This window comes from Aeribacillus sp. FSL W8-0870 (assembly GCF_037963755.1).
Lineage (GTDB): Bacteria > Bacillota > Bacilli > Bacillales > Aeribacillaceae > Aeribacillus > Aeribacillus composti.
In genome coordinates this window covers 3,848,074-3,863,168 of the sequence record NZ_CP150165.1, presented here as the reverse complement: position 1 = coordinate 3,863,168, position 15,095 = coordinate 3,848,074, and the positions used below count along the sequence as shown (strand labels likewise).

Sequence of the window (15,095 nt, the reverse complement as noted above, 5' to 3'; positions counted from 1 at the left end):
TGTTGTAAATGCTCCGCTCAATGATTACAGCGACTAATACGATGAATCAGTTACAGCAGCAATTGGATGCAATCGGTCATAACTTAGCGAATATCGATACAAACGGTTATAAAAAAACGAGCACAACCTTTCACGAATTGATGAGACAAGAGCTGAACAATCAGCCGGATCTTCAAAAAGAAACAGGCAGATTGACTGATTACGGCCTTCGTCTTGGCGTCGGCGCCAGACTGGATAAACAGCTTGTCTTTCATCAAGGCGCTATTAAAACGACAGGCAGAGAGCTAGATGTTGCGCTTTTACACAAGGATCAGTTTTTACAAGTGGAAGTAAACGGCGAGGTCCGGTATACAAGAGACGGTGCTCTTTATTTATCTCCTGCAAACGATGGTACGAACCGCCTTATGCTTGTGACGAAAGACGGCTACCGCGTGTTTGATGAAAATCAAAACCCGATTTACTTGGACGGAGATATTCGCGATATTGTCATTTCTGCAAACGGGACGCTTACAGCAGCGCCACGGAATGAAGGAGAACTGCCGCAAACGGTTAATCTTGGAGTTGTCAGAGTAGATCGTCCGAGCATGATGATTTCACTCGGCAATAATATATACGGTTTGCAGCAATTAGGAAACGTGCCCATCACAGATGTGCTGACGAATTTGGAAGGGGATTTGCGGACGGAAATCGGCATGCGGCAAGGGGCTCTAGAAAGCTCAAATGTCGACCTGACTCAAGAAATTACAGACTTAATGATCGCACAACGCTCCTACCAATTAAATGCCCGGTCAATTACGATCGGCGATCAAATGCTTGGACTAATCAACACCGTGAGGTAATAGGGCGATTTCTGCAATTGTGTTGAACAGTTGAAAATCGGCAAAAATTCAATTTAACAAGTTTTACCTCTAGCCTTAAACGGGTGTTCACCGTGAATATAGAAATAGGTCTTTTTGATCTTTGACCTTAAAAGAAGCTGCTGTATCAGCTTTTTAAAACTTGTTATTTTTTAAGGGAGTTTTTATGATGGCTGCTCAGGAAAAAGTTGATATTTTAACAAGGGGAGAACGGAAAAAAGCGAAAAAAGAGGACGGAGTCAAGAGAAAAACGCGCACACGAGTCCGGCTTATTCCAATTTGGCTTCGTCTCATTTTACTTGTTTTTGGAATGGTCATCAGCATGGCAATCGGTGCGATGATCGGATATGGAGTGTTGGGGGACGGACGTCCACTAGATGCACTTAAACCGTCTACATGGCAGCACATCATAGATCTTGTTGAAAAGGACGCGTAATTCTAATATACTTGATGAAAGGCTGGGGGAATTTTCCTCCTTGTTAAGATCTTCTGCAAGACTGGTTCTAAGAAACGAGCTGATGCATTGCTCAGATGCCGGAGATCGGGAGACGAAAAAATGGGGCAAAAATCGTTCATTAGAGCCATAAAAAGCTGCGGAAACAGACTATCGTTTTAATCCTTAAGGAGGCATCTTCATGTTGGATATTCAGCAAATAAAAGAGATCATACCACATCGATATCCGTTTTTGCTAGTCGATCGAGTTGTTGAATTAGAGGAAGGCAAGCGGGCGGTCGGCATCAAAAATGTCACAATTAACGAACCGTTTTTTAACGGACATTATCCGGATTATCCGGTTATGCCAGGTGTTTTGATCGTTGAAGCACTGGCACAAGTAGGCGGAGTCGCCATGATGAAAAAAGAAGAATATAAAGGGAAGCTCCCTCTTTTTGCTGGCATTGATAAATGCCGTTTTAAAAGACAAGTACGCCCCGGGGATCAACTAAAACTGGAAGTGGAAATGATCGCACAGCGGGGTCCGATCGGAAAAGCAAAAGGAATTGCAAAGGTTGATGACGAAATCGCTTGTGAAGCTGAATTAACATTTGCTGTGAAATAAACGGGTGCCTTCAAATGGCATCTGTTTTTTATTAAATAAGCACATTAGACTGCCGCTTTTTTCATAAGTTCAAGAAGTCTGTTGTATTGACCTCAATTTGAATGTACTTGCATCTTAAAAGATCTTCTTTCTGTATTCTCTCCCAAAATTTTCGATGTGCTCCAGTACGGTGTATTCATCTCTATATCTTCATTTTTTATTTCTTCTGATGTTGAAAATATGGCTTTCGTTTGTTTTTCCCCGATTATGAGCCCTTCTAAAGTGTTTTCTCTTACATTTGGATATGAAAATGTTGGATTGCAAAAGTTTATTTTCGAAATCGTTCTTTTACGAATATTTCTTCTTATCCTTTCTTCAATCTATGTCATCATATACTGAAGGTTGAAAAATTCAATCTGTGTTTTAGAAAAATTTGTTGAATGTGTTAAAAATACTTGGGCATGTTAAGAACGTATAACAATAAGAAAGGAGCAATCATATGAAAAAGAAATGGATGTACATGTTATTTAGCATGCTAATGGCGTTGATGGTGGTGACAGGGTGCAATACGAATGATGAGGTCCCTCCGGACAATAATAACGATACAGAAGAAAATACAGGTCCAACAGATGAAGACAATAACGGGAATACTTTAGATGAAGAATTGCCACCGGATGATGAAGAAGGTGCTGATAACAATCAAGATGATACTGCCGACGATAATAATGACGAAAACAACGAAGAACAAGAAAATCAATAATTGAAGAAGGCCGTTCGTGCCTTCTATTTTATTTTTAGGAGTTAAATGAGGTGTCTCATAACTGATTTAAGTTAAAATTGATTAGATGTGGAGCATCTGCGGTTTCATCTAGGCAAATCTGGCCAGGATTTTTGTTGGCTTTCACATTAAAATACGCAAGACTATCCTTTTTCATGGAGGACTATTCAATTTTTTTTAAATCGGCATTTAGTTTTTGGATCATGGATTTTATGGATTGTTTTACTAAATGCCTCCAGCAGCTCTTGTCCGGATAGACCTTTTGAAATTAGTTCTCTGAGGACCATTTCTGCTTCCTGCTTGGAAGTTCGGTTATTATAGATTCTGCCGTCAAAAAGGACAGAAATATAATCCTTTAACATAGTGATCGAACGAATTTTTGCAATGATATGAGCGGGTCTATTATTTTTTTTAGTAATCGTGGCTAAAAGCTTGAGTTCATCATTATTTTGCAAATGGTGTTCAAAATAAGGACGAAACTGTTTAGAAAGAAGCGCCTCAATTAACCACGAATTTTCGCCGTCCTCTTTATTAATGATCAGCCCATCAGCAAGAGGTAAATTTTCGATGCGGTTTTCCTGATCTTTCCTCTCAACTTTCAATTCGACAAGCTTAAAGGTTTTCATGGTTCAAGGCCCCCAACTAGAGTTTATGCTTTATTATAACATAAAATAAAAAAGGCTTGACAAAAGTCAGCCTTTACTCTATTTTCAACAGTTCATGAATCATCGTAGCAACATACTGGGATAATTGCTGTTGATTATGATTTGTTTTCGCTAATTTTTTAATCGCATCGTATAAATTGGGATGTTTTATTAAAAAGTCAATTACTTCCTCCAAATGTTTTTCTGACCGATACGGTTCAAGCACTTCTGCCAACATGCTCGGGGTACCGCCTTGACCAACTAGATGATCAATGCTGATTTCGAGTGCTTCACTAATCGAAACAAGCTGCTCCAGACTAGGCTGCTGCACTCCAGTTTCCAATTTGCTGATTACTGATCTTGTCATATTCAATTTTTCGGCCAGCTGTTTCTGAGTCCATCCTTTTTCTTTTCGGAAAAATTTCATATTCATTTGAAATTTTTGTTGTGCGTCCACGATTCCACCAACTTTTCCATACCATTAAAAATATGGTAAAGGAAAAAGAAGTCATCGTCAGATCGTAATAAGATCAATAAAATAAACGTTCAGTATTAGAACAAAATTAAAAAATGAAGAAAAAACAAGAGATAAGGAGAATTTTCGACAATTTATAGGAAAAATGAACTAAAATACATATATTACAAATATTTCGTAAATATAGATAATTTTTACATTAACGATTATACTTTTTTAAAAAGGCCTAAGGGGGGATTTGATGACGAAATATAAACTCAAAAAAATTCATATTATCCGCGGTCATGAAAATAGAACTAGAAATAAGGAATTCATGATGTTGAGGATTGGCGATTTTTCCGAAAATGAGCTTAGCTATCATTATTTTCAAATCCCGAGCGATGCGGTAATTGATGTATATTTTCAAATGGAGGATAAATTGTCAATATTGCGGGTAATGTTTGGGATGCAAGAAAAGCAGTTTTATGTTCAATTGTTTACATACGACCACACAACTCTTCGCTATAAAGAAGAAATCATCGATGAGCAAATGAAATCTTCTCCAATCTTCTCAAGGCTCTTGCAGAACATACACATCTATGGGTCGAATCATTTTTCCTTCATTGCGACAAAAAATATGAAAAATCCCGAAAATTAATAAATCGTTGTTTATTTTCGAAAAATAGCTATAGGAAAATGAGAAAATCAACGTCGTTAAAGGCGGAAAAATCTAAAAATAGACATTTTTCTATTTTTTTAACTTCAGCTACAATAAGGGTGCACATTACGAGAAGGGAGGGATGATGTGATCAACCATGTGACGCTCGTCGGTCGATTAACGAAGGATCCTGAAATCCGCTATACAAGTGAAGGGGCTCCTGTTGCCAATATTACGCTGGCTGTGAGCCGCAACTTTCGCAATGCGGCAGGGGAAATCGACACAGATTTTGTTCATTGTACACTTTGGAGACGAACAGCTGAAAATACTGCAAATTACTGCCGGAAAGGATCGATCGTTGGCGTAATCGGAAGAATTCAAACGCGCAACTATGAAAACAGCGAGGGCAAAAAAGTGTACGTAGCAGAAGTTGTTGCGGATTCCGTTCGATTTATGGGCACTCCGCCGCAAAGAATGCGGGCAAGAGAGCTTTTCGATCCGGAATCCGCACCTGAACAGTCTGAGGCATAGTAAGTCTGACTTTAGAGGAAAAACAATCCTTTTCGTCTTCAGCAAAATAAGGCATGTTTGATGTAAAGTAAGTTTGCTTTTGATTCCGCAGAAGAAACGAAAATCAATCTTATGAGAAGAAAAGTCCACCTTTTGACTCAAATCGAAAATGGACTTCCGTTAGCTAAGTCGTCCGCTTTTTTCCTTCCAGTGAAAAGAAAAAATCACAAGGCATCCCCTAAAAGCTCCCTCAACCTTTGGCCAGCCGTTTTTTTGAGGCTGGCTGTTTTGTTGAGAGGAAAGGAATTATCAGCTAATGAAAGGCAACAGCCGTTTTTTAGAAATGACGTTTTGATACATTTTGTTCAAATTTTTTAGAGATGAAAATGATGCTTCATTTTATAAAAGCTTCAACCGCTCCATTCTTGGCTTCCTTTTAATGTATTTATGCTGTTTCGTCGAGACTGCTTCCAGCTTCCGGTCTTTTCCTCAGCTCAGCCTCATTAAAATTGATAAGACTCCAAGATCTTTTTTTGTGGTGTATAGACTCCGCTGCTCACTCCCAAAAAGAGTGGTTAAAAGAGTTCTTATTTATTTGCAGCTTTTATTAATTCTTCATAAAGTTTTTCCCATTCCGCTGCATGTGCTTCCGTTTTAGAATCTTTTTTTGCCAAGAAGATTCCCTCCTTTTTTAACAGCTTAAGAATGGAATAATCCCTTTGCTTTCAAACTTTGATAAAAGAAGTCGCTAAAGTAGACACGGTCACTTTTTAAAAAGCTTTACATTAAAAAAAACCTTAACGCTTTATCTCTTTTTTTATTCCTCAGTCGTTTTCGATCGATGCAGACACGCTTTATCGTCTTTCTTCATTTCTGAGTGCAATTAAGTCCTTCAATTCTTCTGTGGAAAGTTCGGTGATCCAGTTGTCGCTTTGGATCAGCTCTTCGTTTAATGCTTGTTTTTTCTCGATCATGTCGTCGATTTTTTCTTCAATTGTGCCGGTAGTAATCAGTTTATGCACGTGGACAAACCGCTTTTGGCCGATGCGGTAGGCGCGGTCGGTTGCCTGGTTTTCAACGGCCGGGTTCCACCAACGGTCAAAATGGATGACGTGGTTGGCGGCTGTCAAATTTAATCCTGTGCCTCCGGCTTTCAGCGACAAAATAAACAAGCGGCTGCCTCCATTTTGAAACGTCTCGACAAGTTTGTCCCGTTCTGTTTTGGATAAGCCTCCGTGCAAAAATAAAACGTCTATTTTAAATGTTTTTTCAAGCAAGTTTTTCAGCATTTTCCCCATTTGAATGTACTGGGTAAAAATTAAACAGCTTTCGTCTTGATTCAAAATAGCTTCAACTAATTCAAGCAGCTTATCGATTTTATGAGACCGGCCTTGAAGAGTAGAAACAGCCTCTTCCTTCAAATAAAGAGCGGGGTGATTGCAAATTTGTTTCAGCTTGCCCAGCATTTTTAAAATGAGTGCTTTCCGCTCGAAGCCGTCCGCTTTCATTACTTCCTCAAGTGTGTCTTTGACAAGCTGTTCATATAATGATGCCTGCTCGACGGTGAGCGGCACGTACTCCTTCTGTTCTTGTTTTTTCGGTAAATTCAGTGCGACATGCTCATCGCGTTTTGTTCTTCGAAGCAGAAACGGCCTGATCATGCTGCGCAGTTTTTGAATTTTGTCCGGTTTTTCCCCTTTTTCGATCGGAAACACATATTGCTTCTGAAATTGGTGAAGGCTTCCTAAAAGACCTTTATTGATAAAATCAAAAATGGCCCAAAGCTCCGTCAAACGGTTTTCTATCGGCGTTCCTGTCAGCGCAATGCGCTGATGGCTGTTCAATTTCCGGATAGATCGCGATTGTTTCGTATGGGCGTTTTTAATATTTTGCGCTTCATCGATGCAGAGGCTGGACCAATGAACAGAAGAAAGTTCGTCAAAATCAACGTGACTTAAGCCGTAAGATGTCAAAACAATATCGGAGCCCAAAACCTTTTTTTGAAATGCTTCGCCTTTTTTCCGGTTTTGGCCGTAATGTAAATAAACGTTTAATTGAGGAGCGAATTTTTCTATTTCCTTTTGCCAATTGCCGAGCACGGACGTCGGCACGATGATCAGTGCGGGCGTTTCCGGCTTCTCCCGTTCCTTTACATATTGAAAATAAGCAATCATCTGCACTGTTTTCCCGAGCCCCATATCGTCTGCCAAACATGCGCCAAAACCGAAGCGGCGTAAAAATAACAGCCAATCCAAGCCTTGTTTTTGATAAGGTCTGAGGGTGCCGGCGAAATGCTTCGGCATGCTTACGGAAGGGATTTCCGAAAGCTCCCCCAGCTGCTTCACCATTTTTTTTAATGTGCTGTTTAATTTGATTTCGATCCCAGCAAATGGGCGCTCTAGCTCGTCCCCCTCTTCGCGATTTCGCCCAAATTCCTGCTTTAAAATATCAAAAATGTGGAGGCCTTCTTTTTCTGCACGCTTCAGCATTTTTTTCATCTGCTCGATCATTGACGGATCAAGCATGATCCATTTTCCCCGTATGTTGACGAGCCGCCGTTTTTGCTCAACCAGCTGTTCAAATTCTTCTTCGGTCAGCTCCACGCCGTTTGTTGCGATCCGCCAATTAAAGTCGATGAGGGAATTCATCCCGACAAACGATCTTCCTTTCGGGACGGTATTCACATGCGCTTTCAATGCCAGGCTCGATTGCTTCACCGCCTGCCACCAGGATGGCAAAAGAATCTCGATGCCTGATTTGATGAATGTTTCGCTTGCTTCAAATAAAAAACGCCACGCCTCCTGTTCGCTTAATAGAGCTTCTCCATTTTCAAATGCAAGCCATGGGACGATTGCAGTAAGGCGCTGCTGTTCACGCTCAATTGTGTCCGTATATTTCCGCCATTTAGCCGGCAGCGAGCTTTTCCCTTTGTATAGAAGCAAAGAATCTTTCTCTGTTTGATCACGCAAAAACATTTCCAGCTTCCAAATGCCACCATCCTGTTCAGGTTCATTTAAACGGAAGCCGATTTGAAACGGCCGATCGTTTAATCGCCAGCCTATATTCTCAAGCCAGTCCTGTTCGTCAAGAAAATGCCCTTCAAATGATGTGAGCAAAGGATATGTTTCGACAAGCTGATCCCAAGCACGTTTCGCTCCTGCGCTTCTTTCCAAAAGGTCAGAAACGGCAGCGGAAAACCATGGAAGATCAATTTCCTTAACCGTGTTATCCTTCGGCTTCCAGCCCAGCTTTCCTTTTTGCCAAGATGAATAGTCAGGCATGAAGTTACCGGTCTGAACAAGCTGAAAAATCAGTTCAGCTGTTTGCAATGTATAGGCAAGATCGCTGGAAAAGGAAATATTGAGCAAAGAGTTGACAGGTCGTTTGGCAAAAAATTCGACCGCCTGCCACGGCGAAAGCAGAATACAATTGTCTGATACACGCAAATCGGTGCCGTAAAAGGAAGAAGTATGCCAAATAAATGCATATTGCTGCCATTCCTTAAGCGAAAGAAAGGTGCCAACTTCATCTGTACACCAAATGCTGTATTGATGATTTCCGATTTTCTCGGCGCAAATCACAAGACTAGTTGTGGTGAACATGTCCCCACTTCCTTTTCTGTTGAATACTTTTGATATTTAAGCGTGTGTATTACATCAATTTTCCTTTTACGAGCTCTTCTTGAAAAGCGCGAAGGCGTTTATACTCGCTCGTAATATGCTGAAAATAGTGTTCCCAAGTGTCCATATCGCCCGTTTTTTTATAAACGCGTTTCAGCCTTTTTAAATATTTCACAGCGTCTTTGTAGCTTGATCGGTTTTTGGAGGCGATTTTGTCGGCAATTTCTTGATGCAAGAGGGGAAGCAGCACACCGGGCGCTTTTTTTTCAATGATAGTAAGAAGCCGGCTCTCTACATCATCTAGAGAGAAGCCGATTAAAAGCTGGAGCTCCGCCCATGTATGAAACAGGCCTCTTTCAATTAAATATTCATGATAAACTGCATAGCTGTACGGAAGAAGCTTTCGGCAAGCGTGTTCGAACGTCTCGTCATCCCCAGCTTGAGCACGGTAATGTTCAAACTCATTTAATAAATAATATATCGTTTCTTGTCGATCGTAAAAAACTTCCACTTGAATATACAAATTGGCTTGATAAAGAATCACCGGGACCCATTTTCGGAACCGTTTAAATTCTTTTCGTTTGTTCATCGATATAATCCAATCAAACAAAAACGGCAAAAGAGGAAGATCAGTTTCATGCAAGTAATGGATGATATGGTCGTCGTTTTTGTCTAAAAAATCAAAATGGAAAATAGCGAGTTCGCATTCAAGAATGAACAAACCGCCTTTTTTCATTTCATCATCTTTTTGATGTTCAAGAATCGTCCGCTCTTCTTCCATCCACTTTTTTCTGTTCAGTAAATACTCCCAGATGATCCGGTAAATAACGACTCGCTCATAGAGAAAAGCTTTGCCGCAAAACAAAAGCTCGCGGATGTGATCCCTCATGTCATGTAAAATGGGATCAGCGGAAAAAGGTAAAGGCGTTGTTTTTATTTGCTTTACATGTTCAATGATCTCAAGCTGCAATTCTTCTATCACCTGAGCAGCATACTGGAAAAGAGCTGGCGAATTTGTATTTGTTTCGTTTTGATGGCAAAAACGGCAAATTTCAACAAGCAGACTACTTGCCAGCATTACATGATAGAGAGGTTTTAATTCTCGGTTTTCAGGCTCCTTTTTTTTCAGAAGCGGATACACTTTATACCAAATCGCGTAAATTCTTTGTGTACCGAAGAGCGTTTCGACATTGTCCAGTTCGGCTTTAAAAAGCTCCGCCCAATCTTCAGCCGATTGTTCACTCGGCTTCATTCCTTTTTGAATCAAGCCTTCCTCCTTCAACACGGCCAGCTTTTTATTCGGTTTTTCTTTCCACTTGTTAAAAAAGTCACCGAGATCGTCTGTTAATGCATAAATATATAAAAAAACAGCAATGAGATGACGGCATGGAAACTCATTAGTACAGGAGCAGCTTGACAGCTGAAAATATTCCAAATCAAGCTTGACATGAGCGCGCTTTACGTCCTCAACTGCCGCCGTAATAAATATTCCCTCTTGCTTGACATTAAACACGTTTCCTTGTCTATATAAAAGAAACCCTTTTTTTATCCACTCACGGTGTTCCTCTGTTTCAGGGGAAAGCATGTTTATCACTTGTTCTGAACAATGAAGCACTAATTCTTTATCGAATATATGGGAAGGCATGAGAAATCCGCTCCTTTGTCGTTTATAGCAACACGTTCCTTACGATTATAGCGCAAAATGCGAAATCGAACACGATTCTTGTCTAGTAAACTATTGCAACTTTAAATTGATGTTAGTATAATTGTCATATCTTGCTGTTTATTTTTGTAAAAATATGAAGAAAGGAATTTTTCAGAATGAAAGAGACAAAGAAGATCCAGGACGAATTTCTGAAAATTCTCCTTAATGCGTATAAGCAAGGTGAAACAAACGAACATGTCACAACGAAAGAGTTATTAAAACAGCTTGAACACGAGATTAAAAAGGTGTATGTATCATAGCTGTGGGATTGTGGGATTATCCCACATCATACTGAAAGTAGCAGGCATCCGCCAGATACTTTCAAGCAAAAATAGAAAAATACGAAATCAAGTAGAGAAAAACGGTTTGTTTTCTCTACTTGATTTATTTTAAGTGACTTATCTGACATCTCCTTTCATTCTGCATGTTTTAAAAGCTAGGGAACGTTTGATTGTTCTATCTCCCCCGAACTAAAAATAAGCCTTTTTTCCTGTAAACATCATAAGGCGGCTGACCGATATGGGTATTGTAGTTCTTACTTCATATTATTTTTGTAAGGATTTTTGAAGTTTTTAATGACGCTTTCTTGGTATTTGCTAGGAGAAGCGCGTCAGGGGAAGGGGAGGGTGAAGGGTTGAAAGGTCAATGGTTGACACCGGAAGAAATCGAAGCAAGAAGAAAAATCAAAAAAATGTGCCTTTATATCGCTTTTCCGGTTTTTGCTGTTGCCATTGGGGCGGCTGCCGCAATTTTGCTGAATACGATGTAGGAAGAAAGTGTAAGGAGGTGAATTGAAGCGATTCACCTCCTTACGCTTTTTTCTGAAAAAGGACAAAATTCTCTATAAAAAATGTCGAGTCAACTAGATGTTGGAAGAATTTAATATTATAATAAATTGATAGGTAATGACATATTTTGCAACGGAGGTAAACATGGAAGAAACAATTAGTTTAAAAGAGATATTGGATACATTGAAAAAACGGATCAGCTTAATTATTCTCATTACGGCGATTGCAACAGCGTCAAGCGGCATTGTCAGCTATTTTTTTATTACTCCGATTTATCAAGCTTCCACCCAAATTTTAGTCAACCAAACGAAGGATGACCAAGCCGCTTTTCAATACAACGAAATTCAAACGAATTTGCAGCTCATTAATACATACAATGTCATTATTAAAAGCCCAAGAATTTTAGAGCTGGTGATTGAAGAGCTGGGTTTAAACGAGACGGTCGACGAATTGAATGAAAAAATTACGGTCGGAAGCGAAAAGGACTCGCAGGTCGTCAACATTTCCGTTCAAGATCCTGACCCGCAGCACGCAGCAAATATTGCCAACACGGTTGCAGGCGTTTTTCAAAAGGAAATTAAAAACATTATGAACGTTGACAACGTCAACATTTTGTCGAAAGCGGAAGTGAAAGAAAATGCTTCCCCTGTCAAGCCGAAGCCTGTCTTAAATATGGCAATCGCGTTCGTTGTCGGATTGATGGCCGGCGTCGGGCTTGCGTTTTTGCTTGAATATCTTGACAATACAGTGAAGACGGAGCAGGATATTGAGAAGCTTTTGGAGCTTCCAGTGCTTGGGGCAATTTCTGAAATGGACAATGAAATGAACAGCTCGGCTGTGAATCAAGCTGTCAAAAAATCGAGAGTCAGGGGAGAGACGTATGGCGCCTAGAGCGAAAGGAATGAAGCAAAAACAGCGCACATTGATCACAGCGCTAAACCCGAAGTCGCCGATCTCTGAACAGTACCGGACGATTCGGACAAACATTCAATTTTCATCTGTGGACCATGAAATTCGTTCGATCATGATTACATCAACTGGCCCTGGAGAAGGGAAGTCGACAACGGCGGCAAACTTGGCTGTTGTATTTGCCCAGCAAGGGAAGCAGGTGCTGTTAATTGACGCCGATTTGCGCAAACCGACAGTTCATTATACATTCAGGCTGCAAAACATTCACGGATTGACGAGCGTGCTGTTAAGAAATGCGACTTTACAGGAAGCTGTATCGGTAAGTGAAGTTGATCATTTGGACGTTTTAACGAGCGGACCGATTCCTCCGAATCCAGCCGAGCTTTTGTCATCGAGAAGCATGGTGGAGCTGCTCAAAGAAGCTTATGATCAATACGACATTGTAATTATCGACTCTCCGCCTCTTTTAGCGGTAGCGGATGCGCAAATTTTGGCTAATCAAGTCGATGCGTCGATCATGGTGGTGGCAAGCGGAAAAACGGAGAGAGAAGCAGCGTTAAAAGGAAAGGAATCATTGATAGCGGCGCAAAGCAAGCTGCTAGGAGTTGTATTAAACGGCAAGCCGCAGAAAGACAGCCATTATTACTATTATTACGGCGGGAAAAATTAGGTATTTTCTCCTATTTTCCTTTGAAAAAAACAGTCTACTTGTTTAAAATGAGAAATATCTGATTTTTTTCCGTGATTTGAAGGATGGTGTCGTATGATGATTGATCTGCACTGTCATATATTGCCGGAAGTGGACGATGGAGCGAAGCATTTGACTGAAAGTATCGAAATGGCGCGAGCGGCTGTCCGTCAAGGGATTTCGGTCATTACCGCTACACCGCACCATAAAAACGGGAAGTTTGACAATGAATGGAGTTTCGTTATAGAAAAGACAGAAAAATTGAATGAAACATTGAAACAGGAAGGAATTCCGCTTACAGTTGTTCCCGGCCAAGAGATCCGGCTGTACGGGGAACTGCTTGAAGACTTTTCGGCTGGGAACTGCGGCGGTTTAAATCAGTCAAACTATATTTTAATTGAGTTTCCTTCAAACCATGTGCCAAGATATGCGGAACGGTTGATATTTGATATGATGATGGCCGGGCTGAATCCGATCATTGCCCATCCAGAGAGAAACAGCGAAATTGCTCAAAATCCCGACCTTTTGTACAAGCTTGTAAAGCAGGGAGCGGCAGCCCAGCTGACAGCAGCAAGCATTATGGGAACGTTTGGCAGCAAAATTAAAAAATTTTCTTTCGAGTTGCTAAATTCCAATCTTGTTCATTTTATTGCTTCAGATGCGCACGATTTGAAGTATAGGAGCTTTCACATGCAGGAAGCTTTTGCAGAGGTGGAAGAACAATTTGGCATAGATGCGGTCGAATATTTCAAAGAAAACGCCGACTGCGTCATTCGAAACGAAGCGATTTACAAAGAACCGCCCGAGCGCATCAAAAAAAAGAAGTTTTTTGGAATTTTCTAAATTACAATATATGACTGGCTATTTGCCAGATTGTTTTGTGAAATAAAAGATGCCTTAAAAAGGTGATGTCTCTTTACCTTTATCAATAGAGGCACTCGGCCGCGCTGTGGGTGCTTCCAAAAGGACACCTTAGACGCTAGTCGTCGATGGTGCGGTGTGAGGGCGGGTTAGATGCCCGGTTTATTAACACGGTATATTGAAAGATATGCCTATAGACCTGTATCTTTTTCACGTGCTTCACCGATTTATTAACACGATATATTGAAAGAATTCACTGGATAACGCCCAAAATTGTAGGCAGCTGTTAAGCATTCTTTTTTACTCTGAATGGAAAGGAAAATTATACTATTTTATGAATGATTGGATTGAGTAAAAAAGCAATATTGAACAAACACAAGAAAGTATTGATAAAATTAACAGGAAAACATTGACTTATATAAAAAATCTTAATTGAAATTTGCATCAAACATATTAAGCTTTGTTTATTAAACAGTCTGCAAATTGTCAGTAAATAATTTACCTAAAACAGAGAGAACTAAATAAAGAGTATTTAAACAAAAAATGCTAAAACTAAAAAACAAAACTGGAAAACCACTAGAAACAAAAAGTGGTTATTGTTTTCAAAACCGATATGAATCTACGTATGCTCTATTGATGAATAGATTATACGTAGGTCCGTATAAACAAAAAGTACAAAGGGAAGTGAGTGAGTATATTGAAAAAAGTGAGGAAAGCCATCATACCAGCTGCGGGGCTCGGAACAAGATTTTTGCCTGCAACGAAAGCGATGCCGAAAGAAATGCTGCCGATCGTTGATAAACCGACGATTCAATACATAGTAGAGGAAGCGATCGAATCCGGAATTGAGGACATCATCATCGTCACCGGAAAAGGAAAAAGAGCGATCGAAGATCATTTTGACAACAACTTTGAACTCGAACACAATTTAGTGGAAAAAGAAAAATTTGATCTCTTGGAAAAAGTGCGCCAATCTTCCAAAGTAGATATTCATTACATACGGCAAAAAGAACCAAAAGGGCTTGGACATGCTGTCTGGTGCGCCCGAAAATTCATCGGCGATGAACCGTTTGCTGTACTTCTTGGAGATGACATCGTGCAGGCGGACAAGCCTTGCTTAAAACAGCTAATGGACGAATATGGAAAAACGGGAGCATCGATCATCGGCGTACAGCCTGTTCCTGAAGAAGAAACACACCGCTACGGCATCATCGAGCCACTCGAACAAACGGGCCGCCGATACGAAGTCAAAAACTTCGTCGAAAAACCGGCAAAAGGAACCGCGCCATCCAATCTCGCCATCATGGGACGGTACATACTGACACCTGAGATTTTTCAATTTTTAGAAGAACAAAAAATCGGAGCTGGCGGCGAAATCCAGCTAACAGACGCCATCCAAAAACTGAACGAAATTCAGCGCGTCTTCGCCTACAACTTCGAAGGAAAACGGTATGATGTCGGAGAAAAGATCGGATTTATTAAGACGACGATCGAGTTTGCGATGAAAAACGAAGAACTAAAGCAAGAGCTGATTCAGTTTATGGAAGAGTTGATAAAAGAGGAAAGGATAACAAAATAGAGAAAAA

General features: G+C 40.3%; 16 protein-coding genes. 12 read left to right on the top strand and 4 right to left on the bottom strand.

Going from position 1 to position 15,095, the window contains the following annotated elements:
* Positions 1-8 precede the first annotated feature (8 nt).
* From NSU02_RS18575 to NSU02_RS18560, 4 genes are all read left to right on the top strand, one after another.
* The gene (locus tag NSU02_RS18575; RefSeq protein ID WP_339193572.1) at positions 9-839 is read left to right on the top strand and encodes a flagellar hook-basal body protein; all 831 of its coding nucleotides are present in this window, start codon (positions 9-11) and stop codon (positions 837-839) included.
* A 184-nt stretch (positions 840-1,023) separates the two neighbouring features.
* Positions 1,024-1,293 carry a DNA-directed RNA polymerase subunit beta gene (locus tag NSU02_RS18570; protein ID WP_339193569.1) on the top strand — a complete coding sequence of 90 codons (270 nt, stop codon included), beginning with the start codon at positions 1,024-1,026 and terminating at the stop codon, positions 1,291-1,293.
* A 199-nt stretch (positions 1,294-1,492) separates the two neighbouring features.
* A complete protein-coding gene (fabZ, locus tag NSU02_RS18565; protein WP_094244697.1) occupies positions 1,493-1,915 on the top strand; it encodes a 3-hydroxyacyl-ACP dehydratase FabZ in 423 nt (140 codons plus the stop codon).
* Between the two features lie 478 nt (positions 1,916-2,393).
* Positions 2,394-2,654, top strand: a complete 261-nt coding sequence (locus NSU02_RS18560) for a hypothetical protein (RefSeq protein WP_339193566.1) — start codon at positions 2,394-2,396, stop codon at positions 2,652-2,654.
* 185 nt (positions 2,655-2,839) lie between these two features.
* On the opposite strand, the gene NSU02_RS18555 is transcribed toward NSU02_RS18560, so the two are convergent.
* Both NSU02_RS18555 and NSU02_RS18550 read right to left on the bottom strand, forming a co-directional pair.
* Positions 2,840-3,298 carry a YwpF-like family protein gene (locus tag NSU02_RS18555; protein ID WP_066248032.1) on the bottom strand — a complete coding sequence of 153 codons (459 nt, stop codon included), beginning with the start codon at positions 3,296-3,298 and terminating at the stop codon, positions 2,840-2,842.
* A 73-nt stretch (positions 3,299-3,371) separates the two neighbouring features.
* Positions 3,372-3,773 (bottom strand): helix-turn-helix transcriptional regulator, encoded by a 402-nt coding sequence (locus tag NSU02_RS18550; RefSeq protein WP_063388991.1) that lies wholly within the window; start codon positions 3,771-3,773, stop codon positions 3,372-3,374.
* 259 nt (positions 3,774-4,032) lie between these two features.
* On the opposite strand from NSU02_RS18550, the gene NSU02_RS18545 reads away from it, so the two are divergent.
* Positions 4,033-4,428 (top strand): hypothetical protein, encoded by a 396-nt coding sequence (locus NSU02_RS18545; RefSeq protein WP_063388990.1) that lies wholly within the window; start codon positions 4,033-4,035, stop codon positions 4,426-4,428.
* A gap of 147 nt (positions 4,429-4,575) precedes the next feature.
* The gene (gene ssb, locus NSU02_RS18540; RefSeq protein WP_339193564.1) at positions 4,576-4,959 is read left to right on the top strand and encodes a single-stranded DNA-binding protein; all 384 of its coding nucleotides are present in this window, start codon (positions 4,576-4,578) and stop codon (positions 4,957-4,959) included.
* Positions 4,960-5,792: 833 nt separating this feature from the next.
* Here the strand turns inward: ssb and NSU02_RS18535 are convergent.
* Positions 5,793-8,540 carry a DEAD/DEAH box helicase gene (locus tag NSU02_RS18535; RefSeq protein ID WP_339193563.1) on the bottom strand — a complete coding sequence of 916 codons (2,748 nt, stop codon included), beginning with the start codon at positions 8,538-8,540 and terminating at the stop codon, positions 5,793-5,795.
* Between the two features lie 49 nt (positions 8,541-8,589).
* The gene (locus tag NSU02_RS18530; protein WP_339193561.1) at positions 8,590-10,203 is read right to left on the bottom strand and encodes an SWIM zinc finger family protein; all 1,614 of its coding nucleotides are present in this window, start codon (positions 10,201-10,203) and stop codon (positions 8,590-8,592) included.
* 176 nt (positions 10,204-10,379) lie between these two features.
* Here NSU02_RS18530 and NSU02_RS18525 point away from each other — a divergent pair, with 176 nt between their 5' ends.
* From NSU02_RS18525 to galU, 6 genes are all read left to right on the top strand, one after another.
* Positions 10,380-10,523, top strand: a complete 144-nt coding sequence (locus NSU02_RS18525; protein WP_186439282.1) for a hypothetical protein — start codon at positions 10,380-10,382, stop codon at positions 10,521-10,523.
* A 374-nt stretch (positions 10,524-10,897) separates the two neighbouring features.
* Entirely contained in the window at positions 10,898-11,032 is a 135-nt protein-coding gene (locus tag NSU02_RS18520; RefSeq protein ID WP_268753482.1) for a hypothetical protein, read from the top strand.
* 163 nt (positions 11,033-11,195) lie between these two features.
* Positions 11,196-11,942: a YveK family protein gene (locus NSU02_RS18515; RefSeq protein WP_063388985.1), complete on the top strand. Its 747-nt coding sequence runs from the start codon at positions 11,196-11,198 to the stop codon at positions 11,940-11,942.
* A complete protein-coding gene (locus NSU02_RS18510; RefSeq protein WP_063388984.1) occupies positions 11,932-12,630 on the top strand; it encodes a CpsD/CapB family tyrosine-protein kinase in 699 nt (232 codons plus the stop codon). The genes NSU02_RS18515 and NSU02_RS18510 overlap by 11 nt, the downstream gene beginning before the upstream one ends.
* 96 nt (positions 12,631-12,726) lie before the next feature.
* Entirely contained in the window at positions 12,727-13,491 is a 765-nt protein-coding gene (locus tag NSU02_RS18505; RefSeq protein ID WP_339195851.1) for a CpsB/CapC family capsule biosynthesis tyrosine phosphatase, read from the top strand.
* Between the two features lie 715 nt (positions 13,492-14,206).
* Positions 14,207-15,088, top strand: a complete 882-nt coding sequence (gene galU / locus NSU02_RS18500; protein WP_327856193.1) for a UTP--glucose-1-phosphate uridylyltransferase GalU — start codon at positions 14,207-14,209, stop codon at positions 15,086-15,088.
* Positions 15,089-15,095 lie beyond the last annotated feature (7 nt).